32 protein-coding genes and 1 riboswitch are annotated in these 25,270 nt (G+C 66.5%); of the genes, 13 read left to right on the forward strand and 19 right to left on the reverse strand.

Going from position 1 to position 25,270, the window contains the following annotated elements:
* The first annotated feature begins 69 nt into the window (after positions 1-69).
* Positions 70-714 carry a TIGR03085 family metal-binding protein gene (locus ACZ50J_RS13365; RefSeq protein ID WP_464297643.1) on the forward strand — a complete coding sequence of 215 codons (645 nt, stop codon included), beginning with the start codon at positions 70-72 and terminating at the stop codon, positions 712-714.
* Here the strand turns inward: ACZ50J_RS13365 and ACZ50J_RS13370 are convergent.
* Both ACZ50J_RS13370 and hisF read right to left on the reverse strand, forming a co-directional pair.
* Positions 711-1,232, reverse strand: coding sequence for a GNAT family N-acetyltransferase (locus ACZ50J_RS13370; RefSeq protein WP_464297644.1), 522 nt, complete (start codon positions 1,230-1,232; stop codon positions 711-713). The two genes, ACZ50J_RS13365 and ACZ50J_RS13370, sit on opposite strands and share 4 nt — an antisense overlap.
* Positions 1,232-1,987 carry an imidazole glycerol phosphate synthase subunit HisF gene (hisF, locus tag ACZ50J_RS13375; protein ID WP_464297645.1) on the reverse strand — a complete coding sequence of 252 codons (756 nt, stop codon included), beginning with the start codon at positions 1,985-1,987 and terminating at the stop codon, positions 1,232-1,234. The genes ACZ50J_RS13370 and hisF overlap by 1 nt, the downstream gene beginning before the upstream one ends.
* 313 nt (positions 1,988-2,300) lie before the next feature.
* On the opposite strand from hisF, the gene ectA reads away from it, so the two are divergent.
* Genes ectA through ACZ50J_RS13390 form a run of 3 tightly spaced genes read left to right on the forward strand, consistent with a single transcriptional unit; the run spans position 2,301 to position 4,575 of the window.
* Entirely contained in the window at positions 2,301-2,813 is a 513-nt protein-coding gene (gene ectA, locus ACZ50J_RS13380) for a diaminobutyrate acetyltransferase (RefSeq protein WP_464297646.1), read from the forward strand.
* A 60-nt stretch (positions 2,814-2,873) separates the two neighbouring features.
* Positions 2,874-4,136, forward strand: a complete 1,263-nt coding sequence (ectB, locus tag ACZ50J_RS13385; protein WP_464297647.1) for a diaminobutyrate--2-oxoglutarate transaminase — start codon at positions 2,874-2,876, stop codon at positions 4,134-4,136.
* A gap of 46 nt (positions 4,137-4,182) precedes the next feature.
* A complete protein-coding gene (locus tag ACZ50J_RS13390) occupies positions 4,183-4,575 on the forward strand; it encodes an ectoine synthase (protein ID WP_464297648.1) in 393 nt (130 codons plus the stop codon).
* 75 nt (positions 4,576-4,650) lie between these two features.
* Here ACZ50J_RS13390 and ACZ50J_RS13395 read toward each other — a convergent pair whose 3' ends face one another.
* The gene (locus tag ACZ50J_RS13395; protein ID WP_464297649.1) at positions 4,651-5,316 is read right to left on the reverse strand and encodes an MSMEG_1061 family FMN-dependent PPOX-type flavoprotein; all 666 of its coding nucleotides are present in this window, start codon (positions 5,314-5,316) and stop codon (positions 4,651-4,653) included.
* 22 nt (positions 5,317-5,338) lie between these two features.
* On the reverse strand, positions 5,339-6,244 hold the full coding sequence (gene sigJ / locus ACZ50J_RS13400) for an RNA polymerase sigma factor SigJ (RefSeq protein WP_464297650.1): 906 nt from the start codon (positions 6,242-6,244) through the stop codon (positions 5,339-5,341).
* 125 nt (positions 6,245-6,369) lie between these two features.
* Here sigJ and ACZ50J_RS13405 point away from each other — a divergent pair, with 125 nt between their 5' ends.
* Positions 6,370-6,738: a DoxX family protein gene (locus ACZ50J_RS13405; protein WP_464297651.1), complete on the forward strand. Its 369-nt coding sequence runs from the start codon at positions 6,370-6,372 to the stop codon at positions 6,736-6,738.
* A 53-nt stretch (positions 6,739-6,791) separates the two neighbouring features.
* A complete protein-coding gene (locus ACZ50J_RS13410; protein ID WP_464297652.1) occupies positions 6,792-7,352 on the forward strand; it encodes a nucleoside/nucleotide kinase family protein in 561 nt (186 codons plus the stop codon).
* A 4-nt stretch (positions 7,353-7,356) separates the two neighbouring features.
* Here the strand turns inward: ACZ50J_RS13410 and ACZ50J_RS13415 are convergent, their stop codons facing one another.
* From ACZ50J_RS13415 to ACZ50J_RS13435, 5 genes are read right to left on the reverse strand one after another with little or no spacing between them, the layout of a single operon-like run.
* Positions 7,357-7,818 carry a PH domain-containing protein gene (locus ACZ50J_RS13415; RefSeq protein WP_464297653.1) on the reverse strand — a complete coding sequence of 154 codons (462 nt, stop codon included), beginning with the start codon at positions 7,816-7,818 and terminating at the stop codon, positions 7,357-7,359.
* A gap of 8 nt (positions 7,819-7,826) precedes the next feature.
* A complete protein-coding gene (gene hisG / locus ACZ50J_RS13420; protein WP_464297654.1) occupies positions 7,827-8,690 on the reverse strand; it encodes an ATP phosphoribosyltransferase in 864 nt (287 codons plus the stop codon).
* Positions 8,677-8,940 (reverse strand): phosphoribosyl-ATP diphosphatase, encoded by a 264-nt coding sequence (locus tag ACZ50J_RS13425; protein ID WP_464297655.1) that lies wholly within the window; start codon positions 8,938-8,940, stop codon positions 8,677-8,679. Before ACZ50J_RS13425 ends, hisG begins: the two co-directional genes overlap by 14 nt.
* A gap of 45 nt (positions 8,941-8,985) precedes the next feature.
* Positions 8,986-9,987, reverse strand: a complete 1,002-nt coding sequence (locus tag ACZ50J_RS13430; RefSeq protein WP_464297656.1) for a hypothetical protein — start codon at positions 9,985-9,987, stop codon at positions 8,986-8,988.
* Positions 9,988-10,022: 35 nt separating this feature from the next.
* Positions 10,023-10,883: a class I SAM-dependent methyltransferase gene (locus ACZ50J_RS13435; protein WP_464297657.1), complete on the reverse strand. Its 861-nt coding sequence runs from the start codon at positions 10,881-10,883 to the stop codon at positions 10,023-10,025.
* A 318-nt stretch (positions 10,884-11,201) separates the two neighbouring features.
* On the opposite strand from ACZ50J_RS13435, the gene ACZ50J_RS13440 reads away from it, so the two are divergent.
* The 3 genes from ACZ50J_RS13440 (at position 11,202) to ACZ50J_RS13450 (ending at position 14,184) form a co-directional block, all read left to right on the forward strand.
* The gene (locus tag ACZ50J_RS13440; RefSeq protein ID WP_464297658.1) at positions 11,202-12,578 is read left to right on the forward strand and encodes an HNH endonuclease signature motif containing protein; all 1,377 of its coding nucleotides are present in this window, start codon (positions 11,202-11,204) and stop codon (positions 12,576-12,578) included.
* A 161-nt stretch (positions 12,579-12,739) separates the two neighbouring features.
* Positions 12,740-13,276: a GNAT family N-acetyltransferase gene (locus tag ACZ50J_RS13445; protein WP_464297659.1), complete on the forward strand. Its 537-nt coding sequence runs from the start codon at positions 12,740-12,742 to the stop codon at positions 13,274-13,276.
* Between the two features lie 146 nt (positions 13,277-13,422).
* The gene (locus tag ACZ50J_RS13450) at positions 13,423-14,184 is read left to right on the forward strand and encodes a phosphotransferase (RefSeq protein ID WP_464297660.1); all 762 of its coding nucleotides are present in this window, start codon (positions 13,423-13,425) and stop codon (positions 14,182-14,184) included.
* A gap of 145 nt (positions 14,185-14,329) precedes the next feature.
* On the opposite strand, the gene srmL is transcribed toward ACZ50J_RS13450, so the two are convergent.
* Positions 14,330-15,448 (reverse strand): PheS-related mystery ligase SrmL, encoded by a 1,119-nt coding sequence (gene srmL / locus ACZ50J_RS13455; protein WP_464297661.1) that lies wholly within the window; start codon positions 15,446-15,448, stop codon positions 14,330-14,332.
* Between the two features lie 570 nt (positions 15,449-16,018).
* Between srmL and ACZ50J_RS13460 the strand changes: the two genes are divergently transcribed.
* Both ACZ50J_RS13460 and ACZ50J_RS13465 read left to right on the forward strand, forming a co-directional pair.
* The gene (locus ACZ50J_RS13460) at positions 16,019-16,585 is read left to right on the forward strand and encodes a phosphotransferase-like protein (protein ID WP_464297662.1); all 567 of its coding nucleotides are present in this window, start codon (positions 16,019-16,021) and stop codon (positions 16,583-16,585) included.
* Positions 16,586-16,653: 68 nt separating this feature from the next.
* Positions 16,654-17,184, forward strand: a complete 531-nt coding sequence (locus ACZ50J_RS13465; RefSeq protein WP_464297663.1) for an adenylyl-sulfate kinase — start codon at positions 16,654-16,656, stop codon at positions 17,182-17,184.
* 85 nt (positions 17,185-17,269) lie between these two features.
* Here ACZ50J_RS13465 and ACZ50J_RS13470 read toward each other — a convergent pair whose 3' ends face one another.
* Both ACZ50J_RS13470 and ACZ50J_RS13475 read right to left on the reverse strand, forming a co-directional pair.
* Entirely contained in the window at positions 17,270-17,743 is a 474-nt protein-coding gene (locus ACZ50J_RS13470; RefSeq protein ID WP_464297664.1) for a GNAT family N-acetyltransferase, read from the reverse strand.
* Positions 17,744-17,851: 108 nt separating this feature from the next.
* Complete coding sequence (locus tag ACZ50J_RS13475; RefSeq protein WP_464297665.1) at positions 17,852-18,334, reverse strand: hypothetical protein; 483 nt, start codon at positions 18,332-18,334, stop codon at positions 17,852-17,854.
* Between the two features lie 562 nt (positions 18,335-18,896).
* On the opposite strand from ACZ50J_RS13475, the gene ACZ50J_RS13480 reads away from it, so the two are divergent.
* Both ACZ50J_RS13480 and ACZ50J_RS13485 read left to right on the forward strand, forming a co-directional pair.
* On the forward strand, positions 18,897-19,295 hold the full coding sequence (locus ACZ50J_RS13480; RefSeq protein WP_464297666.1) for an antibiotic biosynthesis monooxygenase family protein: 399 nt from the start codon (positions 18,897-18,899) through the stop codon (positions 19,293-19,295).
* A 121-nt stretch (positions 19,296-19,416) separates the two neighbouring features.
* A complete protein-coding gene (locus ACZ50J_RS13485; RefSeq protein ID WP_464297667.1) occupies positions 19,417-19,671 on the forward strand; it encodes a hypothetical protein in 255 nt (84 codons plus the stop codon).
* A gap of 153 nt (positions 19,672-19,824) precedes the next feature.
* On the opposite strand, the gene ACZ50J_RS13490 is transcribed toward ACZ50J_RS13485, so the two are convergent.
* From ACZ50J_RS13490 to ribD, 7 genes are all read right to left on the reverse strand, one after another.
* A complete protein-coding gene (locus ACZ50J_RS13490; protein WP_464297668.1) occupies positions 19,825-20,058 on the reverse strand; it encodes a hypothetical protein in 234 nt (77 codons plus the stop codon).
* A 275-nt stretch (positions 20,059-20,333) separates the two neighbouring features.
* Positions 20,334-20,645: a hypothetical protein gene (locus ACZ50J_RS13495; RefSeq protein ID WP_464297669.1), complete on the reverse strand. Its 312-nt coding sequence runs from the start codon at positions 20,643-20,645 to the stop codon at positions 20,334-20,336.
* Between the two features lie 274 nt (positions 20,646-20,919).
* A complete protein-coding gene (gene ribH, locus ACZ50J_RS13500) occupies positions 20,920-21,387 on the reverse strand; it encodes a 6,7-dimethyl-8-ribityllumazine synthase (RefSeq protein ID WP_464297670.1) in 468 nt (155 codons plus the stop codon).
* Positions 21,388-21,454: 67 nt separating this feature from the next.
* Positions 21,455-22,648 carry a 3,4-dihydroxy-2-butanone-4-phosphate synthase gene (gene ribB / locus ACZ50J_RS13505; protein ID WP_464297671.1) on the reverse strand — a complete coding sequence of 398 codons (1,194 nt, stop codon included), beginning with the start codon at positions 22,646-22,648 and terminating at the stop codon, positions 21,455-21,457.
* Positions 22,645-23,349: a nicotinamide riboside transporter PnuC gene (gene pnuC / locus ACZ50J_RS13510; RefSeq protein ID WP_464297672.1), complete on the reverse strand. Its 705-nt coding sequence runs from the start codon at positions 23,347-23,349 to the stop codon at positions 22,645-22,647. The genes ribB and pnuC overlap by 4 nt, the downstream gene beginning before the upstream one ends.
* A complete protein-coding gene (locus ACZ50J_RS13515; RefSeq protein WP_464297673.1) occupies positions 23,346-23,960 on the reverse strand; it encodes a riboflavin synthase in 615 nt (204 codons plus the stop codon). The genes pnuC and ACZ50J_RS13515 overlap by 4 nt, the downstream gene beginning before the upstream one ends.
* Position 23,961: 1 nt before the next feature.
* Positions 23,962-24,972, reverse strand: coding sequence for a bifunctional diaminohydroxyphosphoribosylaminopyrimidine deaminase/5-amino-6-(5-phosphoribosylamino)uracil reductase RibD (gene ribD, locus ACZ50J_RS13520; RefSeq protein ID WP_464297674.1), 1,011 nt, complete (start codon positions 24,970-24,972; stop codon positions 23,962-23,964).
* 113 nt (positions 24,973-25,085) lie between these two features.
* A riboswitch (FMN riboswitch) is annotated at positions 25,086-25,214 on the reverse strand.
* Positions 25,215-25,270 lie beyond the last annotated feature (56 nt).

The raw sequence follows: 25,270 nt of genomic DNA on the forward strand, positions 1-25,270 counted from the left end.
CACGCCGTCGAGTCATGTCGGATGGGGCCGTATGCCGTGAGGGCGGTCGTTGTGCGACATGATCGCTGCATGCCGAAATTCGCCCAGTCCGAACGTGCTGCCCTGTGCGACGTGTTCCTCGACGTCGGCCCGGACGCGCCCACGCTCTGCGGAGACTGGACCACACGGGACCTCGCCGCCCATCTGGTCGTCCGGGAGGGCAGGCCCGACGCCGCCGCCGGAATGTTCCTGCCGTTGCTGGCCGGACGACTCGAGTCCATTCAGCGCAAGGTCGCCGAGACGCCCTGGGAGAAACTCGTCGACAAGGTCCGCTCCGGGCCACCGCGGGTCAGCCCCTTCGGCATACCGGGCGTGGACGAGAAGGCGAACCTGTCGGAGTTCTTCATCCACCACGAGGACGTCCTGCGCGCCGGCGATCACCCGGACGCGCGACGTGACGTGTCGGCCGAGGAGCAGGCCGAGCTGTGGAAGATCCTGCCGCGGATCGGCCGCATGACGTTGCGGGGCAGCCGGGTCGGCGTCGTCGCGGACTGCCCGAGTCACGGTCGCCGCAGTCTTCGCGGCCCTCGGGACGATCACGGCAACGTCGTCCTGACCGGGGCACCCGGCGAGGTGCTGCTGTACATCTTCGGTCGTGGCCCCGTCGCCGACGTCGAACTCGACGGCTCGGACGCCGACGTCGCCGCCTTCAGCGCGACGTCGCTCGGCTTCTAGTCAGCCCGAGGGCGGCCTGAGGGACGAGCGGACGTCTCGAGGTCCCGTACCGATCGGCTCATCACCAGTTCCCAGCGCCCGTCGCGGCCGGGTTCCTGATCACCGGTGAGCGCGAATCCGTTGCGTTCGTACGCCCGTATGCCGCGCGCGTTGTCCTGCATCACCAACAGGGAGACCCTGTTCCCGCCGTGGTCACGGACCACCTGCGTGCACGCATCCAGCAGCGCGTCCACGGCTCCCGTGCCACGGGCGTCGGGACGCAGCCACATCCCCATCACGCACCAGCCGGCCTCGAACTCGTAGACACCGGCCGTCCCGACGTCGGTGCCATCCCGCTCGGCGAGGAACGTCGCCGGGCGTTCGGCACGTCGGCGCCACTCTGCTTCGTCGAAGGCCAGTTCGCGAGCATGGGACGACCCGAACATCTCGGGCGACTCCCGTAGTGCAGCAAGTCGGGTATGGCGCAGGCGCTCCCACATATCGGGCACAACGCGGATGACCAGGGTCCGGTCCTCCATCAGCGGACCTCGTGACCGGCGTCGCGCAGCGCGTCCTTCACCTCGCCGATGGTCAGTTCCCCGAAGTGGAACACCGAGGCGGCGAGCACGGCATCGGCGCCGGCTTCGACGGCCTGCACGAAGTGCTCCACGCGACCCGCTCCCCCGCTCGCGATGATCGGGACGTCGACCTCGGCACGAACGGCGCGGATCAACTCGAGGTCGAAGCCCTCCTTGGTGCCGTCGGCGTCCATCGAGTTGAGCAGGATCTCGCCGACGCCCAAAGTTGCTGCCCGAGAACACCATTCGAGTGCATCGAGATCGGTGGACTTCAGCCCACCGTGCGTGGTGACCTCGAAGTTGCCGTGTTGCGAGCGGCGTACATCGGCCGACAGCACCAGCACCTGGGAGCCGAAGCGCTCGGCGATCTCGGCGATGACCTCCGGGCGGGCGATCGCTCCGGTATTGATGCCGACCTTGTCCGCGCCCGCCCGCAGGAGACGGTCGACGTCGTCGACGCTTCGCACCCCACCTCCGACGGTCAGCGGGATGAACACCTGCTCCGCAGTCCGACCGACCACGTCGTAGGTCGTGTCACGCCCGGCCGAACTCGCGGTGACGTCGAGGAAGGTCAGTTCGTCGGCGCCCTGGCCGTCATACCGTTCGGCGAGCTCGACCGGATCGCCGGCATCCCGCAGGTTCTCGAAGTTGACGCCCTTGACCACCCGCCCGGCATCGACGTCCAGGCAGGGAATGACACGCACGGCAACCGTCATGGCACGCAAGGGTAGCCGGGCCGGAACGGCCGCCCCGCGCGGCTCGAACGAGCAGTTCGGCGCCGCAACCGAATGACACAAGTGCAACTCGTCTCACATGGCAAGACTCATTTTCGGGCAGTTGATTTGACATCGAGAGATTTTCACCTGTCCACGGAAAATCGCGGAAAATGCGCTCTCCCAACGTGTTTCGATCCTTCCCCGCTGAGACGATCTTGCCTTGACTTCGCTCGACGAACCCATAGCGTCGACGCCAGTCATGCCGATACCAAGCGAAGTACCGACCCGACCACTTTCCGCCAAGCAGCACACCATGCACTCTGCGCGAGCGCATGCGACCCGGGCACGCGAGACGCACCAACTCGTGATCCGGGAACCGCGCCCGTCCGATGGTGCGCACATGTGGACCGTCGCCAAGGACGGCGGTGAGCTCGACCTGAACTCGTCGTACGCCTACCTGATGATGGCGCGCGACTTCTCGACCACCTGCCGAGTTGCTTTGTGCGACAACGAAGTAGTGGGTTACGTCCTCGGCTATTGCCCGCCGGACCGACCGACCCACCTGTTCGTGTGGCAGGTGGCCGTGCGCGACGACCAGCGCGGTCGAGGCGTCGCGGCCCACATGCTCGAGCACCTGATCACGACCAGCGACATCGACGCGCTCGAGGCCACCGTCGAGGAGACCAACAGCGCTTCGCGTGCGCTCTTCTCCAGCATCGCCCGCAAGCACGGCGCCGAACTGACCTGGTCCGAGGGCATCCCCGCGGAGCACTTCCCCGACGGTCACGCCGGAGAGCCCGCTCTACTCATCCGCCCGCTGCGCTGACCCACTGCGCAGCACAGGTAATCGCATGTCCACATTGCCGATTCGACCGAAGGAATCACCATGACCGTGACAGCCGACCCGACCACGCTCGAATCCGGTGTCCGGAGCTACTCCCGCACCTGGCCGGCAACCTTCCAGCGTGCCACGGGCAGCTTCCTCTACACGCCGGACGACGAGCCCTACCTCGACTTCTTCACCGGTGCCGGGGTCATGAGCTACGGGCACAATAACCCGATCCTGAAGGACGCGCTGCTGCGCTACCTCAGCGAGGACAACATCGTGCACTCGCTGGACATGCTGACCCCCGCCCGGGAGGAGTTCCTCAGCACCTTCACCGAGCAGATCCTGCGTCCGCGCGGCCTGGACCACACGGTCATGTTCCCCGGGCCCGGTGGCGCGAACTCCGTCGAGGCTGCGCTGAAACTCGCCCGCAAGGTCACCGGCCGAGAGTCGATCATCAACTTCACCAACGCTTTCCACGGTATGACGCTCGGGGCGCTCGCGGTCACGGGCAACTCGATGAAGCGCGGCGGTGCCGGCATACCGCTGGTGCACGCCACACCCATGCCGTATGACGACTACTTCGACGGCGACGTGCCGGACTTCGTCTACTTCGAGCGGATGCTGTCCGACAGCGGATCCGGCCTCAACAAGCCCGCAGCCGTGATCGTCGAGACGGTGCAGGGCGAGGGTGGCGTCAACGCCGCGCGCCTGGAGTGGCTGCGTCAGCTGTCCGAGGTCTGCCAGCGGCACGACATCCTGTTGATCGTCGACGACATCCAGGTGGGCTGCGGCCGCACCGGCGGCTTCTTCAGCTTCGAGGAGGCCGGCATCGTGCCGGACATCATCTGCCTGTCCAAGGCGATCAGTGGTTACGGCCTGCCGCTCGCGCTGACCCTCATCCGCCCCGAGCTGGACGTGTGGGAGCCCGGCGAGCACAACGGCACGTTCCGTGGTTTCGCGCCCGCCTTCGTGACCGCGACCGAGACCATCCGCACCTACTGGTCGGACGACACCCTCGAGCAGTCCACCGTCACCAAGGGCGCGTTCGTCGAGGCGACGCTCAACAGCATGGTCGCCAAGCGTCCCGAGGGTGAGCTCACCGCCAAGGGTCGCGGCCTCATCCGCGGGTTGGAGTTCGCCGACCCGGAGAAGGCGGCCCGGACCTGCCGGAACGCGTTCGACGCCGGACTGCTCGTGGAGACCTCCGGCCCGCGCGACGAGGTCATCAAGCTGCTGCCGCCGCTCACCATCAGCGAGGACGAACTCAGCAACGGCCTGACCATGCTGCGCAATGCAACGGAAGCAGCCTTGGACGACTGAACCGCCAATTCCGCACTCCCGCCAACTGATTCGAGAGGAACTCTTCATGCTCGTCCGTACACTCGACGACGTCACCGACACCGACGACGACATCAAGACCGAGAACTGGCGCAGCAAGCGCATCATCCTGGCGCGCGAGGGTCTCGGCTTCTCCGTTCACGAGACCACGCTGTATGCCGGCACGGTGAACGACTTCTGGTACGCCAACCACATCGAAGCCGTCTTCATCGTGGACGGCGAGGGCGAGGTCGTGAACAAGGCGACCGGCGAGCGCCACGAGTTGCGTCCGGGTTCGATCTACGTGTTGAACGACCACGACAAGCACCAGGTGTTGCCACGGACCGAGATGCGCACCGTGTGTGTCTTCAACCCGCCCGTGACCGGCCGTGAGGTGCACGACGAGAACGGCGTCTATCCCCTGGTTCTCGAGGACGCCTGACCGGCCCGAACCCGACAGCACCCTGCGCGTTTCGTGCAGGGTGCTGTCGTCTCTCCTGGTTCCAATGCACCGCCGTCATTCGGCATACAGGTCCTGCGTGGTCGGGCGTGCGTAGATGTCGTGGACCTGCTGACGCGGCTGCCCCTTGCGCCACAGGGCCAGGGCGATGTCGGCCGGTGCCGGCGCACCGTCCGGCTCCCAGGTGGCCGGATCCCACACCGACGCCCGCCGAAATGCCTTCGGGCAGTGGAAGAACACCTCTTCGACCTCCACGACGAGGGCGAGCGCGGGTCGGTGACCACGGACCCGCATGTCGTCCATGAACGGCGCATCCCGGACGAGGGTCGCCCTCCCGTTGAGGCGCATGGTGTCCGGCCGACCGGGCACGACGCAGATCATTCCGACGTGCGGGTTCTGCAGGACGTTGCGATAGCCGTCCATCCGACGGTTGCCGGGACGTTCGGGTATGGCGACGGTGTGCCTGTCGAGCACCTGCACGAGGCCCGCCGGATCGCCCTTCGGGGACACGTCGCACCGGCCGTCGGCGGACGCGGTGCCGAGCAGCACCAACGTCGTCGCAGCCAACCAGGCGATGTGCGGGTCGTGGAGTTCGGTGAGGACCTTGTCCCGCACCATCGGGATCGGCGTGCCGAACTCGTCCAGCTCTGCGGCTGTGGTCACGATCTGCGCGTCGGCTCGCCACCCGCGAGCGCGCGCAGTACTGCTCGACGCATCAGTCATCCTGGTCCCCTTCCGATGTGGGCTATCGACGCGGCGGAACCACGGGGATCAGTGGCCCCAGGTGCTGCAGCTTCGCCGGGTTCAGGATCGAGCGGACCGTCTGGATGCGACCGCCGGCGATGTCCACCGCCCAGACGTTCAGCAATCTGCCGTCCGCGTCGCGCATCAGCGCGCCCGGCTGGCCGTTGACGAGGACGCGCTCGGCGTGCAGTTCGTGGGTGACGTACGCCTTGCTCACCGCCGACAGCACTTGCAGCACGCGCTCCCGACCGTGGAACGGTCGTGGCCACGACGGACCTTCGCCGCCGTCCCCGCTGAGGACGACGTCCTCCGTGAGCAGGTCGATCAACGGCGCGAGATCACCGTTCTCCAGGGCGTGGAAGAAACGGTCGGCGAGTTGCTTGTTGGCGTCGTGATCGACGTCGAATCGCGGTCTGCGGGCGTCGATCTGCAGCCGGGCACGGCGCAGCAGCTGCCGACAGGACGCCTCGGACCTGTGCAGGATGCGGGCGATCTCCGGGTAGTCGAAGACGAACACCTCACGCAGCACGAAGACCGCGCGCTCGGCCGGTGTCAGGCTCTCCAGCAGGACCAGGAACGCCATCGAGAACGCGTCGGCCATCTCCACCCGCTCGAAGTCGGCCGACGGCGAGTCCCCGACGATCGGATCGGGCAGCCAGGTCCCGACGGACACCTCGCGCTGCACGCGCGCCGACCGGAGGTGGTCGATGCTCAGCCGCGTCACGGTGGAGGACAGATAGGCCTTGACCGATCGGATCTGCACGCCACGATCGCCGGCCGTGCGCAGGCGTAGGTAGGCGTCGGAGACGATGTCCTCCGAATCGGCGACGCTCCCGGTCATGTGATAGGCGATCGAGAACAGCAACCCACGTAGCTGCATGAACTCGGACTGGTCGGCTCCCGTCATATCGGACGGCTCCTCTCCTCACCGATCAAGACGGATCGGCAGCGTGATCTGTGACAATCGGCCGCCGCTGGGTTCGTCACACGCGACGACGTCGATCCGTCTGGAGAGACATGGACTCAACAGCGATGAACATTCTGCTCTGGACGATCACCGTCGTGGTGTCGGTGATCTTCGCAGCTTCCGGCGTCATGAAATCGACGCTGTCGCGCGACCGACTGCTCGCCTCGGGACAGACCGGGATCGGTCCCTTCCCGATGCCTCTTGTCCGAGCCGTCGCCGTCTGTGAACTCGCGGCGGTCGTCGGACTGATCGTGCCGTGGCTCACCGACGTCGCGCGGTTCCTGACTCCGATCGCGGCCCTCGGGCTGGTGGCAGTCATGTATGGCGCGGCGGTCTCGCACGCCTCGCTGCGCGAACCCAAGCAGACCGCTGTCGTGCTCGGGATCCTCTGCACGTGCGCGTTCCTGGCTGCCGCCCGGTTCGCACAGTTGTAGGCCGTGTCGACACCGCGTCCGTCCGATCGCGCGCCGGGGGCTAGGTTGCCTGCGTGGGAGATCGACCCTCGCCAGCACAGGTGCGGCGCGTCGCCGCGGCGGCGCGCGCCGTCGACCACGTCCCGGTCGTCATCGCGATCGACGGCCGCAGCGGGTCCGGCAAGACCAGCCTCGCGGAGGCACTGGCCGGCGAACTGTCGGACGCGACGGTCGTCCACCTAGACGACATGTATCCCGGCTGGGACGGTCTGGCAGCGACACCACCGTTGCTCGTTGCACAGGTTCTGGAGCCGACCCGCCGCGGGGAGGCCGCCGCGTTCCGCCGATTCGACTGGGAACACGGCACATTCGCCGACTCCATCGCCATACCGCGCACCCGTTTCCTGGTCGTCGAAGGTGCCGGCAGCAGCGTCGGTATGGCGCGCCGGTATGCCGACGTACGCGTCTGGCTGGAGGCCGACACCGCGGTACGCAAGCAACGCGGGCTGGAACGCGACGGCGAGGCCTACGCGCCGCACTGGCAGCGCTGGGCCGACCAGGAGGACGCCGTCTTCGACGCCGACCGGACCCGGGAGCACGCGCACCTCGTGCTGCGCACCGACACGCCGTCGTAGGCGGCTAGTCCGTCGTGCCGCGCCGGTTGTTGGCCTCGACGAGTGCGGCCAGCCGTCGTGCCTCGGCGGTCGCGAACTCACCGTCCGAGCGCTGGACGGCCATCACTGCCAACGTCTCGGTGTCGCTCAACTCCAGCACCAGCCACGGCGCTCCCCCGCCGAACTGCACGTTGACGATCTCGGCCCACTCGATGTCGCGGGACACGATGAGGTTCTGGACGTGCAGCCCGGCCGGGCTGGGCGTCGCCCGCACCAATGCGTAGCGCAGCAGGAAGCCCGCGACGGCGACACCGAAGACGATCATCGCCACGGAGTCCGGGGTGTTCCACCCGGTGACCCCGCCCTGCGGGATCGTGAACGCCACGATCGCGAAGACCACGACGACGGCAATTGCCATGCTGATGCTGACGATTCGCGACCGTCGCGGACGGAAGGTCGCGTATGCCGCCGCGGACTGTTCGGTCATCTGCGCAGTCACAATCGGCAAGCCGCGATCTCGGTGACCAGGATGGCGCGGGCGCCGATCTCGTAGAGCCCGTCCATCACGGCGTTGGTCGCGGTGCGCGGCACCATCGACCGCACGGCGACATACCCCTCGCGATGCAACGGCGACACGGTCGGCGACTCGAGCCCGGGCGTCAGCGCGCACGCCTGCTCCACCAGCTCCACGCGGATGTCGTAATCCATCATCACGTAGCGGCTCGCGGTCAGCACGCCCTGCAACCGCCGCAGCAGCACGTCAACCGACGGGTTGCTCTCCATGCGGTCCTCGGGCCGGATCAGCACGGCCTCGCTCTGCAGGATCGGGTCACCGAAGACCTCCAGCCCCGCGTTGCGCAACGTCGTGCCGGTCTCGACGACATCGGCGATGACGTCGGCCACCCCGAGCGTGACAGCGGTCTCGACCGCGCCGTCCAGACGAACCACGGACGCGTCGATCCCGTTGTCGGCCAAGTCTTTCCGGACAAGCCCGGGGAAACTCGTCGCGATCCGCTTGCCCTGCAGGTCGGCCACCGAGGTCGCCTGTCCCGGGCGTGCCGCGTAACGGAACGTCGAGGCGCCGAAGCCCAGCTGCATGACCTCCACGGCGGGTGCCTCGGAGTCCAGCAGCAGGTCGCGGCCGGTGATGCCGACCTCGAGGTGACCGCGGCCGACATACACGGCGATGTCCCGCGGACGCAGGTAGAACAGCTCGATGCGCTGCTCGGCGTCGACGACGACGAGCTCCTTGGACTCACGGCGCACGCGGTAGCCGGCCTCGCGCATGAGCCGGGCGCTCTCCTCGGCGAGGGCGCCCTTGTTGGGCATGGCGACGCGCAATGTCTCAGAGGTGGGCATAGACGTCCTCCAGCGAGATGTCCTGGGCGAGCATCAGCACCTGCACGTGGTAGAGCAGCTGGCTGATCTCCTCGGCGGCGCGCTCCACTCCCTCGTGCTCCGCAGCCATCCAGACCTCCGCAGCCTCCTCGACGATCTTCTTGCCGATGAAATGCACGCCGGCATCGAGTTCGCGCACGGTGCCGGAGTCGGCAGGCCGGTCCTTGGCTTTGGCAGTGAGCTCAGCATGCAGCTGCTCGAACGTCTTCACATCGGCCAAGGCTAATTGCACGAGTACGCGCCGTGTGCACCCGGATCACTCTCTGAACGGTATGCCGGACCGGGTCACCGGAACCTCGGCTCGTCCGCTGGCCGCCAGCAGGTCGCGCACCGACTGCTCGGCGGCCCCGCCATGGGCCGACGGCGACACGGTGACCGCACGGATCGGCAGCGGGCACGATCGTGCGCTGAGCAGTGCCTGCGGGTCGTCGCCGGGACCGGTCAGCCGCAGGTACGGCGCGAGGCCGTACCTGCTGGCGCGGTACTCGACGACGTTGCGCAAGGCGTGCATCGTCCGACCTCGATCACCCTGCAACCACAGCACGTAGGAGGCACGGACCTCGTCCTCGTCGACGAATCCGGGATGCTTGATCAGCAGCAGCACGTCCTCGAGGTCACCGAACATGCGCTCCAGGTCGTCGCGTCGGTCCGGCGGCAGCAGCTGCCGCAGGTTGTCGACGTCGCCCGGCCCGGTGACGTCACCGGCGGCCTGCCGCAGCTGCTCGACGGTGTCGGCGCGGTCGTCCAGCACGTGATCGATGAGGCTCAGCTGGGACGGTCGGTCGTAGTGCACCGCGCGCCACGGCTTGCGCCGCAGCCGGCCGCCCGCACCGAGAGCAGCACCGCCGTCCGCCGGCTCACCGAGCACGCGCAGTGGCTGCGCCGGATCCAGTCCGATCGCGTAGGACTCACCGGCACCGCCGTAGTTGCGCCACATCGCCAGGGAGTCCGACGAGCTGGAGGCACTGAGCACGAAGAAGAGCGCCCCGACTCCGTCTCGTTCGGGGCGGGTGCCCTGCTTGTTGTCCTCGCGCAGCAGCGCCCCGAGACGTCCGTAGATGCTGTCGGGCTCCCGCCGGGCGCGTTCCTGCATCCGTTCCTCGGCCAGCTGCTGGCCGAGCTGCACCTCGCCCCTGTCGTTGAGGAACTCCGAGGACGTCGCCCACACCGTGTCGGTACGCAGGATCGACAGTAGGCCGGCCGCGTCCGTGTAGTGCCAGACGAGATCACTCGTCGAGTGCTGCGGCTGGTCGTCCACTCCGCGATCGTATGCCGATCAGGGGACGACACGTCTCAGTGAGAGGCCGTCGTCGACGCGTGCAGCAGGTGCGCGCCCGAGCCGGTGGCCGGCGCGACGACGCCGAGGAACCGCTCGATCCAGTCGGCGGTCGTCAGATCCTCGGCGACGCCGAAACCGCGCTCGCTCAGCATGTCCGCAATCTCCTGCGGGCGGTATGACGACAGCCACGGCTCACCGATCGCGGCAACCCGCGCAGCGCTGGTGGCGCGCGACCGGGCAGCTCGTCCCGACAACCGGTCGGTCGGCTCCGGGTAGTCGAAGACCAGGTCGACCCCGGTGCGCGCCAGACCCGCCAGGTCGGCCACGGTCCGCTCGATCGCCGGACGGGTCAGGTAGACGAGCACCCCGAGCCACACCACCACGACGGGAGACTCCGGGTCGAGGCCGGCAGCGTGCAGCGCGTCGCGGGAGGACTGTGTCTCGAAATCGACACCGACATACGTGACGGGGACGGTGGGTGCGATGCCCTCACGGTGCAGGTGATCGCGCTTCCAGGATCCGGTGTCCGGGTGATCTACCTCGAAAACCCTTGCCACCTGCGACGATTCGACACCATCGCGATAGGCGGTCGTATCCAGTCCGGCGCCGAGCACCACCACCTGGACCGGCCCGCCGTGCCGCTCCGCGGCTGCGGCGACGACCTCGCGCGCGAACTGGTGCCGTGCCGCGATGAAGAACCGCATGCCTCGCCGTTCCGGATGTTCCACGACGTCGTCGGCAATGCGCTGCACGTCCCAGCCGGTCATCGGGATCGCCATCGGGTCGTCGAAAACGCTTGCGCCCTCGACGATCTGGTGAGCTGCGCGATGCATCGCCGCCGACCACGCGGTGCGGCTCGGTTCCCCCTGGATCACCTGGGCAGGCTAATCACTCTTGCTGGATGCGTCGCTCAGTTTTCTTAGCGCCACGGCCGTGGCCACGGCAGCCGTCGACCGAGGAACGGACGTGAGGTGGCCGAGGAGCGAGGCACGAAACGTGAGGTGGCCGAGGAGCGAGGCACGAAACGTGAGGTGGCCGAGGAGCGAGGAACGAGCGTCTCGAGGCCGAACCAGGATCGTGGCCTTTACTAACCAATTCCCCGAAATATGTTCGATGCAGCACTAGTCGTTGTCAGTCCCCTCCGGTAAACTGCATGTAGGCGAAAACGCAATCAGGGGAAGGGGATTCACGCTATGAGCATTGATCATGTGGTGGTCCCTGGCGTCCGGGTGGAGCCGGGTCGTGGACCGGAAGCGCTGGCGATCTTGCAATCCGCCGTGCGGGTGTTGGACGAAGTGCCCGAGGCGGTGCATCAGCTCGGTGACGAGCAGGAGAGCGCGTTGCTGACCGTGTTGCTGGCGTTGCAGGGGCGGTCCGCGCAGGTCGCCACCCTCGTGACGGCCGATGCGGTCGATCGCGGCACGGTGGACACGTCGTACGCGGCGACGACGGCACAGTGGATGTCGCAGCACACAACGCAGACACCTGTGGAGCCGAAGACCGTGCGGGCGATGGCGGCCGTGGCCGATGCGTGCCAGCACCGCAAGAACCTGGTCATCACCCAGGCATTACGAGACGGCGCGTGTTCGATCGAGTCCGCCCGGACCGCACTCACGCAGGCGGACAAGGTCGCACCCGTCATCCCGACGGCGGACCGGAGTGAGGTGCTGGGGTGGTTCCTGCAACTCGACCCCGCCCTCGGCACCGACGGCCTGACCAAGCTCACCCGGCAGATCATCGACCGCTTCGACCCGGACCAACACTCGACGGACGACGAGAAGCTCGAACGCACCGAAACCCTGTCCTGGTCCACCACCCCGACCGGCATGACCCGGCTCGTTGCCGAGCTGTCGCCAGTGAACGCAGCGATCCTCAGGGAAGCGATCACCGCGAAGTCCGCACCGCGTCCGGCGAAACCCACTGACCCGACAGACAAGCCCTCCGGTCCTGGAAAAGGTGGCCGAGGAGCGAGGGACGAGCGTCTCGGGGCCCCGGGCGTCCTCGTCGATGGCTCGGTACGTGATGAACGTTCACCCGGCAAACGCAGGGTCGACGCACTCATGGACCTGGTCGGTGCCGGCGCCCGGGTCGCGGCCGGGGACAGTGTCCAAGCGGGTGCCGCAACGGTGCTGCTCACCATGGGACTCGAGTCTTTGCTGAACGGCCACGGAGCGACCACCACGACCGGTGACATGGTCGATGCGGGTGCCGCCCGCCGGTTCGCCTGCACCGCGGACCTGATCCCTGTCGTCCTCGGCGGACCGAGCCAACCACTGGATGTCGGGCGTCGAGAACGCCTTGCCACCAAAGCCATCCGAGCCGCGACCATCCTGCGCGACCAAGGCTGTTCCTTCCCCGGCTGTGACCGGCCGCCCGGTTTCTGCGAAGTCCACCACATCCGCCCTTGGTGGGCGGGCGGCGAAACCTCCCTTGCCAATTCCGCACTCCTGTGCGGGCGACATCACCAGGCCGTCCACCGACAGGGCTTCACCGCAGATGTACGACCCGACGGCCTCAGCTGGGACCTCACACCCGGCCGGATGCCCGGCCACCAACTCGCGGCCGGCTGATCCCCCGCCGGACAAACATCCCCGGTCTGCAACCAGATCCGACCACGCCGTGAATCGCCTTGCCCCGTAAGAGGATCGGCCATCGGGACGGAGCGTGGCGTCGACCTCCTGGCGGGAGAAATCGGCGTGCAACGGCACCGGAAGTCTGCAACAGTTCAAAAATGACCGATGGAACCTTCACAGGTGCTGGGGCCGTCCAGATCGGATCTTTCGTGCAGACCGACGTGGCCCGCCTGACCGAGAGTTTCGCGCGGCACGGGTGGCACAAGCCGGTTGAGACCTTTGAGAGCTACCTCGATGAGCAACGACGCGGTGTGCGCGCGTGTTACGTCGCAGAGGTCGAAGATGCGGTAGCCGGCTATTGCACGCTGCTGTGGGAGTCTCCGTATCAGCCCTTCAAGGCCGCCGGCATCCCGGAGGTCGCAGACCTAAACGTTTTGCCGCCCTTCCGTGGCCACGGTGTTGGCAGCGCGCTACTCGACACCGTCGAGAGTGCTGCCGGCGAGCGAAGTGCAGTCGTCGGGCTAGGCGTTGGCCTCTATGCCGACTACGGCGCAGCTCAGCGACTGTACGTACGCCGGGGCTATCTGCCTGATGGGCGCGGTGTCATGTACGACTACCGCGCTGTCGAGCCCTGTCGATCCATCCCGATCGATGACAATGCCACTCTGATGATGGCGCGTGCGCTGGAGGTTTGACCGTCGTCGCGGACGTTTCACCGCTCGTGCTCTGTGTATCGATCGGCGATCCGCTTATGGAAGGTCAAACGGGACTCCCGTCGCCTGACGCTGGGTGCGCGTAATCTGAGCCGGTACGTAGCCAGTCGATGCCTAGAGTGGACCGCGTGTATGAGGGTGAGCAGCCGCTCACTGGCGGTAATGCGACTCCCGGTTGGGCCGTCCGTCACGGCGACACCGTTCGCAAACCATGGCGTGCGAATACCGACCTGGTCCGTGGATACATGAGCGTGTTGGCTGACCGTGGAGTGCCGGTGCCTCGACACTTTGGCCGTGATGACCGTGGCCGGCAGGTGATCGCGTTCATTCCCGGCGCGCTTGCTCACGATCAGGGCCCGTTGAATGAAGACCAACTCATCGCCGTCGGACAGCTCATTCGCCGCTTGCACGACGTCAGCGAGTCCGTGCCGGTTGTCGGTGGTGACTGGGACGTATTGATCCCATCTCCGGAACCAGCGGACTTGTTGTGTCACAACGACCTAGCGCCCTGGAACCTCGTGCTGCACGACGGCAGCATGACGTTCATCGACTGGGACGGTGCCGGTCCGAGTACCCGCGAATGGGACTTGGCTTACGCCGCACAGTCGTTCGCTGGCATCGATCCATCCACGCCACCCGAGATCGCTGGCCGTCGGCTGCGTTGTGTCCTTGACGGATACGCGCCCAGCAAGCAGCTCCGACGTGAACTTCCCGTCGTCATCGTCCAGCGAACAAAGGCGATGCACGAGTTGCTTCGAACTTCTGCCCGGGCCGGGCGACAGCCTTGGGCGGCCATGTTTGCCTCCGGCCATGGCGCGTACTGGTCTGCGGCCACTGACTACGCCGCCGAGCACATCTCGGCGTGGTGCGAGGCAAGCAGGGGCGAATAGCTGAACGTGCCTGATCAGCCTGCGTCGACCGACACACGTTTCGGGCGCTGCATGACCGGCGGGATGCGGCTGTATCTATCGTCCTTCGGGTGAGGGGGGCACGTTGGCGTGCGTGCGTGAGGTCATGATGGTCTCTCTCGCGATCTCAGATCAGTTCCAGCACCGGACCATCATGTACGGCCCGGTAGATCCTGTTGCGGATCACGTTGGCCTCCTCCGAGGTGAGGGTGCGGTCGATGGGCCGCAACACGATCCGCAACAGGAGATTGACCTGGCCATGGTGTGTGCCGAGCCGGGAGCGTGCCGCCTCCGGCAGTTCCTCGTGGGGTGTGCGGCTGAGCACTTCGAGGGACTCGATGACGTCGGCGTCGCCGCCGAGGGCGATGCGGATGCGGTCGCCGAGCGTCTCTTCGTCCTCTTCCGCATCTAGGACTACCGAGATGTCGCGTCGGGTTGCGGGCAATGGTGAGACGTGTTGCCACGGGTCCAGGGTGAGCATCTGGCTGGCGATGCGCGGGTCCTCTGCTCGCAGGTAGCGGATGTCTGGGATGCCCTTGCGCAGCATCAGTGCGCGCTCGAGTCCCATGCCGAGAGCGAGTCCTGACCAACGCTCGGGGTCGAGGCCGGACGTGCGGAGCACCTCGGGGTGGATGCGGCCGCACTCGGCCAACTCGAGCCACTCGCCTTCGTGAAGCACGTCGATCTGCCTGCCGCCCACCGTGTAAGGGTGTGTGACATCGATCGTCTTCCACTGCGCACCAGGGAGCACCGCCTCGACCAAACGGCCGATCATCATGACCACGTCCTCGTCTGCGGTGTCCGGGGTGCTGCGGATACGCCACAGGTCCACCTGGTGTGGCTCGCCCACATGGCTGCGATCGACGGCGTCACGCCGGTAGACGAGGCCCGGGGCGACGATCAATTCATCGACCTCGACTCGCCCGGCGTAGTCGTCGAGGACACGCGGGAGCTCGGCGCTCGTGTGGCTGCGCAACATCACCGTGGGGCTGATGTAGCGGGTGTACCTGCGGGCTCGGGTGACATCGCCAGGGTCATAACCGAGGCGGTCGTAGTTCTCTCGCACAGGGACAACCGGCGAGTTGCGCACGTAGCGGGCGATGCAGCCCCATTCGGACTGCAGCGAACCCACGACGGAACCGAGGAGAGTCTGGATGGCGTGCTCGCCCTGTGCGGGATCGGTGAGATCACGCAGCTTCAGCGCGTGGCAGAGCTGGTCAGAAGTTAGATAGTCGGCATGCGACATGAGAAGGTCTCCGAATCGATTGCAGGCGGGTGAAAGAGGAGAAACTTCCCCCGGCCGTACCTGCGGAGACCTACTGCGCTATGACTGCACGTCAACGGCCCCGCGGCCATAACCCGGCCGGGGGTCCTGAAATCGCTGCGACATACGCACGCCACCACTGTACCTACGAAGCGTCCCGCCAACCACAGGCGTCAACAACCTTCTGGCCAGCGACATCGTCGGTCGCCTGCCACAGGCTCACGCAAAGCCCAGCCGGGTAGTGTCGCGCGCCGCGAACGTGTGGTCACGTGCGTGCACGTGCTCCTTATAGTGCTCGTCGCGGCGGGGGATAAATCACAGCTCCGGACGACCGGCTGCTGCGTCACCTGGCATCGTGCGTTGGCATGCTTTGGCGCGATGTCCGGTCGCTGAAGGACCGCACCTGCAACGCGCCGAGGTGAACAGGCGATCTCGCTCAACGATCCTCCGATGAGACTCCTCGCCAGGCGTGCTTCCACACCGTCCGGCGCGGCTGCGTTCGACACCACTCGGGGATCGCGTGATGTCGGTGGGCCCTGGTTGGGTCAACGAATGATCGTCTGCCTGATGGGTCCGTCGGCGTCGGGGAAATCGACCTTGGCCAAGTTCTTGGAAGAACAGCAGCCTGAGCGGTTCGCACGGGTGCCCGTGGACTACTTCTTCGTGCCACGAGCCGACCATCAGACACCGGCCGAATATTTCAGTTCGCCGATCGCTTACGACTGGCCGGCAGTAGACCGTGCTCTCCATGCCGGTATCGGCGAACGCCGGAGTACGCCTGACTGCGACTTTGAGCGGTTCGTGTGGCGATCGGAGGTCGGTGGCCTTCCGATCAGCCAAGCACCGGTGTACCTGTTGGATGGGATGCGTCCGCACCCACGGTGTGACTTCCTGGTGATGTTCGACCTCGACGGCCGTGAACAACATCGTCGCCTGGTCGAGCGGGATGCCCGCTGGGGAACAACCGTTGCTGATCGGAACGCAAACCTTTCTGCAACGTTCGACGCGGGATGCGCCGAGATGTCGAAGCCACCAGATCTGCACCTAGTGGCCACCGACAACATCGAGCAGAACGCAGTCCGCGTCAGCGACGCGCTCACATCTTGCAAAGGCATCTGACCGACGCGCGTCTACGGTGCCGGTCCAGTTGTCGCCGTGCCGATGGTTCGGGCAATAGCGTTGGCACCATGTCCCGATCGCAGTTGCTTCTGATCGGTGGCCGGTCTGGCGTGGGCAAGACCACCGTCGCCGCCGAGGTTCACCGCCAACTCTCTGAGCAGGGTGTGCACCATGCGTGGATCGAAGGCGACAACCTCGACATGGCGTTCCCGGTGCCGTGGAAGCAGGGGTACCGCTTGGCGGAGGACAATCTGGCAGCCATGTGGGCCAACTACAAAGCCCGCGGCTACCGGCGGTTGATCTACGTCAACACGGCCAGCGTGGCCGCACCGGTGATTCACGAACTGACCACGGCGATGGGCGACGACCCGACGGTGACGGGCGTGCTGTTGACATCCAGCGACACGGTCGCCGAGCAGAGACTCGCCCAGCGTGAGATTGGCGGCGGACTTGCGTACGCCGTAGGACGAAGTCGAGAGGCCGCTGTCGGTCTGGAGGCGGATGCACCCGCTGAAGTCGTCCGGATCAGCACCGATGAACCGACGGTGCCTGCTGTCGCGGCCGAGATCATCCAGTTGACTGGTTGGGACGTGAAATGACGCGACACCAGACCAGCTCAGCGTGGCAACTGCCGACCGGGCGTCGCAGCCGCCCGTTGGAAGATTGCTGATCGGCGCTCTGGTGCTACAGCGGTGGATGTCTCAGTGGCTGAACGAGGATGAGTGTCGGTCCTGACCAGTCAAGGTCGTGGTGCTCTTCAAGAGGGACGAACCCTGTACTGCGGTAGAACGCGCGCGTTGCTTCGTACGCTGTGTCTTCGAACGATGGCCCAACTGTGTGAACCGAAAGCAGCCGGCAAGCGTCGTCGGTCAAGTCCTTGATCGCTCGTTCGATCAAGGACCTCCCAACACCTTGACCTCTGTACTCTCTTGCGACTGCGATGAGATGAACCTCGGCTGACTCGGGAAAATGTCGCGAGATGAGAGCTACGCCGACTGTGCGATCACCGTCTCGTGCGACGAGGCTTCGAAACTCAGGCGATTCCGTGTCCCGCACGTAGCCGGTGATCGCCTCCGGAATGCCGAACCACTCGGGCAACCCTTCCAGGATCGTCCTCGTTGCCTGCGGGTCGCGCGCGTCGAGCAGCTCAATGGGCATGTCCGCATGCTCGCAGGATGCAGGGCATGGGCGAAAATGGTTTTCCATCACCGAAGCGGTGGTCCTTCGCCGCGTCCCGTCTGACGATCACGTACCGGGCGGCCGAGGTCATCCTTGGCCTTGATCGAAGATGCGCCATGGTTGCGATCTGTCGTGTCGGACGAGTTCGAAGGACCACGGCTGGTCACGTTCACTGGCGTGGAAGCCTTCGAAATTGTTCAGGGTGGCGGTCGTGTCGACTTCGACGGTCTGGCCCCATGCCGCCAGTTCGGAGTTGGACTGATCTGCGGCCGCCCGGCGGCCGGACACCACCGGCTGGACGCGGTCGATGGTCAGCCGCCGCATGTTCGGAGCGTGCAGGCTCGTCCAGTGTGCTCCGAATCCGTGGCCGTCGCCCAGTTCCATGTGCCCGCACGCACCGAAGTCGCGATCGTTCATCGCCCGCACGTAGGTCTGCACGACCTGCGCCGGTGGTGTGCGGGCCGTGGGCAGAGCGACATGCGCGGGTGGCCTTCCCCACAACCAGAACCCGCCGATCGGCACGACGACCAGCAGAACGATCCCCAGCGCAACCACCCGGGACCATCGCATGCACCAAGTATCACCGGATCCCACACACTACACAGGGCCTAATCGGACACGAGCCCCGGATATCGATGGTGTACGAGGTCGATTACGGATTGTTTCGGCGGCCACGGAGAGAACTGACCAGGCCGAGATTCCAGAGTGAGGCATATAGAACACCGACGACACAGATTACCTCGAACATCATCAGAACCCACCGGTGCCCAATCCCTGCTCTGAGTGCCAGGATTGCGCAGCCAAAGGCTCCGACGAGCAAGAACCACCCGGCAAACCCGTTGCGCTTGCCACCGCCCTCGACTTCACCACCCACCGCAATGATGTTGCCACACGAAATGCCGTTCGTGAGCCGTCCACGCCAAGCGGCGTTGGCTTGCCGCAAAGCTCTGCCGGTCATTGTCGCGATCGTCGTCGTGACCGCCGATCGAACGTCTATCGGGAAGGCGTCCGGGATGTTGCAGCACGTAGCGCTCAGTCCTGCTTGTTGTTCCACCCGCGAGACCGGTCGACTCGCGAGCCCCCGAACGGCAGTCGCCGGTTAGTAGGGAGGCGATGATGCGACAATCAAGCGATGAGCGACGGCACCGCGAGCATCGTTGACGGCACCGCTCCGCCGTATTACGCCGCCATCCTCACGACCGTCCTCTCGGAGGCTCCCGCGGACCTTGTCGGATACGACGAAGCATCTGACCGCATGCTCCAGATCGCGCGAGACATGGACGGCTTCCTCGGTCTCGAGTTCGCACGCACGGACGCCACCGGCATCGCCGTTTCCTACTGGCGAGACTTGAACTGCCTGTGGGCCTGGCGGAATGACGCAGAGCACCTGGGAGTACAACTACTCGGACAGCAGCGCTTCTACCGGGCCTACCGTGCCCGCATTTGCCGGGTAGAACGCGAATACGACTGGCACCGCGGCGACCCCACCGGGCAGACACCGGATTCCCCATGTCGGGACGCTGCCCGGTAGACGATCGTCAATCGGGGCGACGCGGTGATTGGCAGACCCGGGAAGTGCTGTGTGATCGCGCGGTATCGACGTCCGGTAAGGCCTAGACTGAGCTATGCAGTCCGATTGGGAGCGTGAGGGTATGACTGGCCGCGCCGTTTGGTCGGCCGAGGCCTTGGCGGTCGCCGCCGCGGCCGGCGTGCTCGCCGCGATGATGCTGCTGAGTGCGTTACTCGTGCACTGGACGCCCGGTTTGGCATGGCTGGTTCGCCCAGTGTTCGCGGTGATCGCTGTCATTGGGGCTGTGAGGATCTACGCGGTAGTGAAGAAGAAGCGTGGATTCGCGGCGCACGGCGTTGGAACGCAGCTGACGAAACCTAGCGCGGGCAAGCAATAGGCAGTCCCAGCCGGACGCCGACGGACACCATGTCTTATCCACGTCAACGTTGAGCAGATAACACTGCCCACAGCACCCCGCTCCGACTCCCACGTTGAGCACCACGCTTACTCCGAGCAGTGTCTCGTTCGCCGATCCTTCAACGCGCAGCCTCTAACGCAGGGGTCGCCGTCCAAGGTCGGCGCGAATGAGCGCCTTCACCGGTTTGACCAGATCCTCGTCAACGTCCTCGATATCCCAACCGGCCTCCGGATTGATCAGTTTGACCATCGACTCGACGTCACCGGTTTGAAAGACGACCTCGCAGCGGTCACAGAACACAAAGAAGTCAGAAAGACTGTAGTTCTCGCCCCATGCCTCGTGCCAGACCTTGTCCTGATCCAGCATGTGGACCCACGCAACAGCATCAGAGTCGCAGAAACCGCAACGCTGACCCGCACCGGTAGAGGGCGCGTTCGCCCAGGTCTCGCCAGCCCAGCGGATTGGCTCGTCAGCGTTTTCGATACGGACCGACCGCACTCTCCTATTGGACATCCTGTTGTCCCCTCCCACGCGTGCACTCCATCCTTAGGTCATCGTAAGAGGTACAGCCTCAGCGGCGCGGCCGTTCTGAAAGAGGATCGTCACGCGGTGCTGCCACATCGGGACCCCGAGTGAAGCGATCAGAACTCAGCTTGGACGTCCGCGAAGCCCCGAACTTCCTCCTGCAAATCACGAGCAACGCGTCCTCCGTGTCGTTTCCACCGTTTCTGGTTTTCGTGCGTGTCCCAGCCGTCGAACGGGTCGAAGTGCGTCTCCCAGAACCCTTGCCAAGCGGCCAACGTGGCGGCTAACTGTGCCGACAGCCCGTACGTCTCCGGCGTGGTCGTATACCCAACGTCCCAGGTCGGGGTCGAGTCCTCCCAAAGCGGGTAGTCACGGCCGTAGTCAGGGAAGAGCCGGATCGTGCGCCGCGCTGATGCAACCTGCTTCATCCTCCGACTGTAGGCCGACAGCGGTGCGACCCGCCCAGGTGAAATCGGTGTCCCATTGGACGTTCCACGACTGGTGAACCAAAGGGACAAGGCGCTGCTTCGCGCCGATGTCGTGATGAACGTCCCGTAGAACCTGTCCGGCTTGGCGTCCCGGGACGCGGACGTCATCCGAAGACCAGGGCTCGCCGTTTCGTGCTGGGCCGGCGAACGGGGTGCCGAGCAACGACAGCGGCTCACCGGTCAGCCGTGCACTATCACCCGGCGCCTCGCCTACTTACTGGGTCGCCAGCGTCACGGCCGTGGCGACGGCAGCGGTCGATGCTTCGAAACCCTTGTCCTCGCTGGAGCCAACGAGACCTGCCCGGTCGAGTGCCTGCTGGTCGTTGTCACAGGTCAGCACGCCGAAGCCGACTGGGGTGCCGGTGCGCACCGAGACGTCCGTCAGACCGTGCGTCGCCGCGGTGCAGACATAGTCGAAATGCGGTGTGCCACCACGGATCACGACACCAAGCGCGACCAGCGCGTCATACGACGGGGCGAGCCGGGAGCAGGCGACCGGCAACTCGAACGTGCCCGGCACGCGCACCTCGGCCACGTCCGTGACCCCACATGCGGCGAGCCCGCGCCGGGCGCCGTCCAGCAGCCCGTCCATGACCTGCGTGTGCCACGAGGCCGCCACGATCGCGACCCGCAGGCCGCTGCCGTCGACGACCACACTCTCCGGTGCTCCGTGTCCACTCATGCGAGCCTCCTCAGGCTGGTCGAGTAGAACGAGGCGCTAGCCGAGGCCGTATCGAGACCACGCCGCTTCATGCGCTTTCTCCCAACCGGTGGCCGAGGCGGACGCGCTTCGTTTCCAGGTAGCGGCTGTTGTTGACTGTCCGATCGGTGATCAGCGGCACGGTCTCGATGGTGATACCCGAATCGCGCAACTGGGTCTCCTTCTCGGGGTTGTTGGTCAACAGGCGCATCGACGTGATGCCCAGGTCGCGCAGGATCGCGCCGGCGGCGCCGAACTCACGGTCGTCAATCGGCAGGCCAAGGGCCGTCTGGGCATCGACGGTGTCCAGCCCGCCGTCCTGCAACGCATAGGCCCGCAGCTTGTCCAGCAGACCGACACCGCGGCCCTCGTGCCCGCGCAGGTAGACGATGACGCCGCCCTCGGCCGCGACCCGACGCATCGACTCGGCCAATTGCGGGCCGCAGTCGCACCGGGTCGAACCGAAGGTGTCGCCGGTGAGGCATTCGGAATGCACTCGTACCAGCGGGGATTCAGCCGGTATGCCGCGAGGCGAGACAAGCGCGACGTGGTCCGCTCCGGTGAGCAGGTCGGCATACCCGACGATCTCGAACGTCCCCGACGCCGTCGGCAGCGTGGTGCGTGCACGCTGCTCGACACGATCGTGCAGTCGGCGCCAGGCGATCAGGTCCGCGATGGTCACCACGAGCAGCCCCTCGCGCCGCGCGAACTCCTCGGCGTCGGCCAACCGCATCATCGAGCCGTCGTCGTGGACGATCTCGACGATGGCGCCGACCGGCTCGCAGCCGGCCAGCCGGGCCAGATCGACGGCCGCCTCGGTGTGTCCGGCACGCTCCAGCACACCCCGCTCACGGGCACGCAGCGGGAAGACGTGGCCCGGGCGGGTGAACGCTTCCTGGTCGGCCGAGGGATCGGCCAGCAGGGCGATCGTGCGGGCGCGTTCGGCGGCGCTGATCCCGGTCGTCAGGCCGGCGGCGTCCACGGAGACGGTGTATGCCGTGCCCTTCGGATCCTGGTTGTGCCGCGCCATCGGCGGCAGCGCGAGGCGATCGGCGACGGTGTCCGGCATCGGTGTGCAGATGACACCCGAACCGTGCCGGATGGCCCAGCCGATCCAGTGTTCGTCGGCGTGCTGGGCGGCCATGACGAGGTCGACCTCGTTCTCCCGGTCGGCGTCGTCGGCGACGAGCACCGGTCGGCCGGCGGCGATCTCGGACAGTGCGGCGTCGATGGTGCTGATCATGACGACACCAACTCCTCTGCGGGTTGTGCTGGGCGGCCCGACCTACGGGTCACCCGCAGCCAGACGATGAATCCCCAGATGACGAAGGCCGCGTAGATCGCGTACAGCGCCGCCGAGGGGTAGTACTCGAAGTGGATCAACTCCGGCACGCCGACCAGGTCGACGGCGATCCAGGCCAGCCAGAACTCGTTGAGGCCGCGCGCCATGGCGAAGGTGGCCACGATGGATCCGACGAAGATCCAGGCGTCGGCCCAGAAGTACCAGCTGGGCGGAGTCCAGCCGACGCCGATCTGGCGGGTGATCCACTGGACGAAAACGACTGCAACGACCCAGAACCCGAGCAGTGCGACCCGTTCGGTGTTGCTCGCCCAGCGTGGCTGGACGGCTGGGGCGCCGGCGCGCTTGCCGGAGCGGTTGCGTTGCCAGACCCACCAGCCGTAGATCGAGGTGAGGATGAAGAACACCTGCCGACCGGCCTGCCCGAACATCACCTGCCCACCGTGTGCGGTGAAGCCGAGTGCGAAGAAGACCGTGAAGAGCAACGCGTTGCCGATGATGCCGATCGGCCAGGCCCACACCTTGCGACGCATCCCGCCGATCGCGGATGCCAGACCGAAGAGGTTGCCGACGATCTCGCGCCAGGTGATGCCGTGGCCGCCGATGGTGATCGACGCGTCGTAGATCCGCTCGAAGAAGTTCACTTGGCTTCCGCCTCTCCCGTGGAGCGCACGGCGACCATGCGCTCGACATACTTGGCCAGCACATCCACCTCGAGGTTGACCGGCTCGCCGGCCCGCCGAGCACCGAGGGTGGTGAGCGCGAGGGTGGTGGGGATCAGGCACACCGAGAATTCGTCGGTCCCCACGGATGCGACGGTCAGCGAAACCCCGTCCAGCGCAACGGATCCCTTCTCCGCGACGTACGGCGCGAGGGTCTCGGGCAGGGAGAACGTCACCTCGGTCCAGTGCTCGTGCTCCGCCCGCCGCAGCAGCTGTATGACGCCGTCCACGTGCCCCTGCACGATGTGACCGTCGAGCCGCCCGTCGGCCCGGACCGCCCGCTCGAGGTTGACCGGACTCCCGGGCTGCAGCGCACCGAGGCTGCTGCGTTCCAGGGTCTCGGCCATCACGTCCACGGTGAATCCGGTCGCTGAGTGCTCGACGACGGTGAGACACACGCCGTTGACCGCGATCGACGCACCGTGCTGCGCGTCGGCCACGACCTCCTTCGCCGAGATCGACAGGGTCGCTGAATCCCCTTGTCGGACAAACTCTTGCGCGTGGCCGAGCTCTTCGATGATGCCGGTGAACACGTCACTTCCTCCGATAGATGAGTCTGACGTCGTCCGCGAGACGCGTAACGTCGTGCAAGGTCCAGGTGGTGGCGTCGGCCAGCGTGGTCACGCCGAGTGGTCCGACCGCGGCGCTGCCCGCACCGAGGAACAGCGGTGCGACATACGCGACGATCTCGTCGACCAGGCCGGCCGCGCAGAACGCGGCTCCGAGCAGGGGTCCGCCCTCCAGCAGCACCGACCGGATACCCCGGCCGTGCAGCTCCTTCGTCACCGCGGTCAGGTCATGAGTGCGCAACTGCAGGGTCGGTGCCGCGCCGTCGAGCAGTCGTGCGCCCGCCGGCAGGTCGCGCTCACCGACGACCACCCGCACCGGCTGAGTCCCGACGACGGCGCCGTCCGGGGTCCGGGCGGTCAGGTGCGGGTCGTCGGCCAGCGCGGTGCCGGTGCCGACGACGGTCGCACCGACCCGGCGGCGCAGCTCGTGCACGTCGGCGCGGGACAACTCGTTGCTGATCCACTGACTGGTGCCGTCGGCGGCGGCCGACCGACCGTCGACGGTCATCGCGAACTTCCAGATCACCCACGGTTTTTCGTGGGTCACCGCGTAGGTCCAGTGCTGGTTGAGTGCAGCCGCCTCGTCGGCCAGGAGACCGCCGTGGACCTCGACACCCCGGCTCCGCAGCACCTCCGCACCACCGCGGGCCAGCGGATTCGGGTCACTCTGGCCGAAGACCACCCGGGTCACGCCAGCCGCGATGAGGGCTTCGGCACACGGTCCGGTACGGCCGGTGTGCGCGCACGGCTCGAGCGTGACGTAGGCCGTCGCGCCGCGAGCCCGATCGCCGGCATCGGCCAGCGCGCCGACTTCCGCGTGCGGGGTGCCCGCACCGGCGTGCCAGCCGCGACCGACAATCTCGCCGTCCTTCACCAGGACGCACCCGACGCGGGGATTCGGATCGACGAGCGGACCGCGGGCGGCCAACTCGAGGGCAGCGCGCATCGGCTGCTCGAATGCTGGGGTGTCCTGCACTCGCCACTCCTTCCCGGTCCGGTCTCACCGGCTCCGGGGGTGACGAGCGGTCGCGCGAAACGTCCGCAGATGCGGGCGAATGCGTCGCCGCAGGGTGCGCCAATGGCGCAGCCCTCGTGCTGCCTCCCATCCGGACTTTAACCGTCGGTCCTGGAGTTCCACCAGGTCAACCGATCGTCATGGACGACCGGGTCGCGGACTATCACCGCCGGCTCGGAATTTCACCGACCCCGGAGCACGTTCGTTCTCGATTATGGCACAGGCCTCAACACGCACCTATCCGGCGACCGTTGCCGGT

The sequence above is a fragment of the Flexivirga sp. G2 genome (assembly GCF_055397625.1).

Excerpts from the sequence above, each read along its gene's own strand:
- ACZ50J_RS13390 (WP_464297648.1), top strand. The coding sequence starts at position 4,183 with ATGCTCGTCCGTACACTCGACGACGTCACCGACACCGACGACGACATC.
- ACZ50J_RS13475 (WP_464297665.1), bottom strand. The coding sequence starts at position 18,334 with ATGCGATGGTCCCGGGTGGTTGCGCTGGGGATCGTTCTGCTGGTCGTC.
- hisF (WP_464297645.1), bottom strand. The coding sequence starts at position 1,987 with ATGACGGTTGCCGTGCGTGTCATTCCCTGCCTGGACGTCGATGCCGGG.
- ACZ50J_RS13465 (WP_464297663.1), top strand. The coding sequence starts at position 16,654 with ATGTCCCGATCGCAGTTGCTTCTGATCGGTGGCCGGTCTGGCGTGGGC.
- ACZ50J_RS13480 (WP_464297666.1), top strand. The coding sequence starts at position 18,897 with ATGAGCGACGGCACCGCGAGCATCGTTGACGGCACCGCTCCGCCGTAT.
- ACZ50J_RS13470 (WP_464297664.1), bottom strand. The coding sequence starts at position 17,743 with ATGCCCATTGAGCTGCTCGACGCGCGCGACCCGCAGGCAACGAGGACG.
- ACZ50J_RS13445 (WP_464297659.1), top strand. The coding sequence starts at position 12,740 with ATGACCGATGGAACCTTCACAGGTGCTGGGGCCGTCCAGATCGGATCT.
- ACZ50J_RS13460 (WP_464297662.1), top strand. The coding sequence starts at position 16,019 with ATGATCGTCTGCCTGATGGGTCCGTCGGCGTCGGGGAAATCGACCTTG.
- ribB (WP_464297671.1), bottom strand. The coding sequence starts at position 22,648 with ATGATCAGCACCATCGACGCCGCACTGTCCGAGATCGCCGCCGGCCGA.
- ACZ50J_RS13370 (WP_464297644.1), bottom strand. The coding sequence starts at position 1,232 with ATGGAGGACCGGACCCTGGTCATCCGCGTTGTGCCCGATATGTGGGAG.
- hisG (WP_464297654.1), bottom strand. The coding sequence starts at position 8,690 with ATGCCCACCTCTGAGACATTGCGCGTCGCCATGCCCAACAAGGGCGCC.
- ACZ50J_RS13405 (WP_464297651.1), top strand. The coding sequence starts at position 6,370 with ATGAACATTCTGCTCTGGACGATCACCGTCGTGGTGTCGGTGATCTTC.
- ACZ50J_RS13395 (WP_464297649.1), bottom strand. The coding sequence starts at position 5,316 with ATGACTGATGCGTCGAGCAGTACTGCGCGCGCTCGCGGGTGGCGAGCC.
- ACZ50J_RS13485 (WP_464297667.1), top strand. The coding sequence starts at position 19,417 with ATGACTGGCCGCGCCGTTTGGTCGGCCGAGGCCTTGGCGGTCGCCGCC.
- ectA (WP_464297646.1), top strand. The coding sequence starts at position 2,301 with ATGCACTCTGCGCGAGCGCATGCGACCCGGGCACGCGAGACGCACCAA.
- ACZ50J_RS13440 (WP_464297658.1), top strand. The coding sequence starts at position 11,202 with ATGAGCATTGATCATGTGGTGGTCCCTGGCGTCCGGGTGGAGCCGGGT.
- ectB (WP_464297647.1), top strand. The coding sequence starts at position 2,874 with ATGACCGTGACAGCCGACCCGACCACGCTCGAATCCGGTGTCCGGAGC.
- ACZ50J_RS13490 (WP_464297668.1), bottom strand. The coding sequence starts at position 20,058 with ATGCTGGATCAGGACAAGGTCTGGCACGAGGCATGGGGCGAGAACTAC.
- sigJ (WP_464297650.1), bottom strand. The coding sequence starts at position 6,244 with ATGACGGGAGCCGACCAGTCCGAGTTCATGCAGCTACGTGGGTTGCTG.
- ACZ50J_RS13415 (WP_464297653.1), bottom strand. The coding sequence starts at position 7,818 with ATGACCGAACAGTCCGCGGCGGCATACGCGACCTTCCGTCCGCGACGG.
- srmL (WP_464297661.1), bottom strand. The coding sequence starts at position 15,448 with ATGTCGCATGCCGACTATCTAACTTCTGACCAGCTCTGCCACGCGCTG.
- ACZ50J_RS13365 (WP_464297643.1), top strand. The coding sequence starts at position 70 with ATGCCGAAATTCGCCCAGTCCGAACGTGCTGCCCTGTGCGACGTGTTC.
- ribH (WP_464297670.1), bottom strand. The coding sequence starts at position 21,387 with ATGAGTGGACACGGAGCACCGGAGAGTGTGGTCGTCGACGGCAGCGGC.
- ACZ50J_RS13495 (WP_464297669.1), bottom strand. The coding sequence starts at position 20,645 with ATGAAGCAGGTTGCATCAGCGCGGCGCACGATCCGGCTCTTCCCTGAC.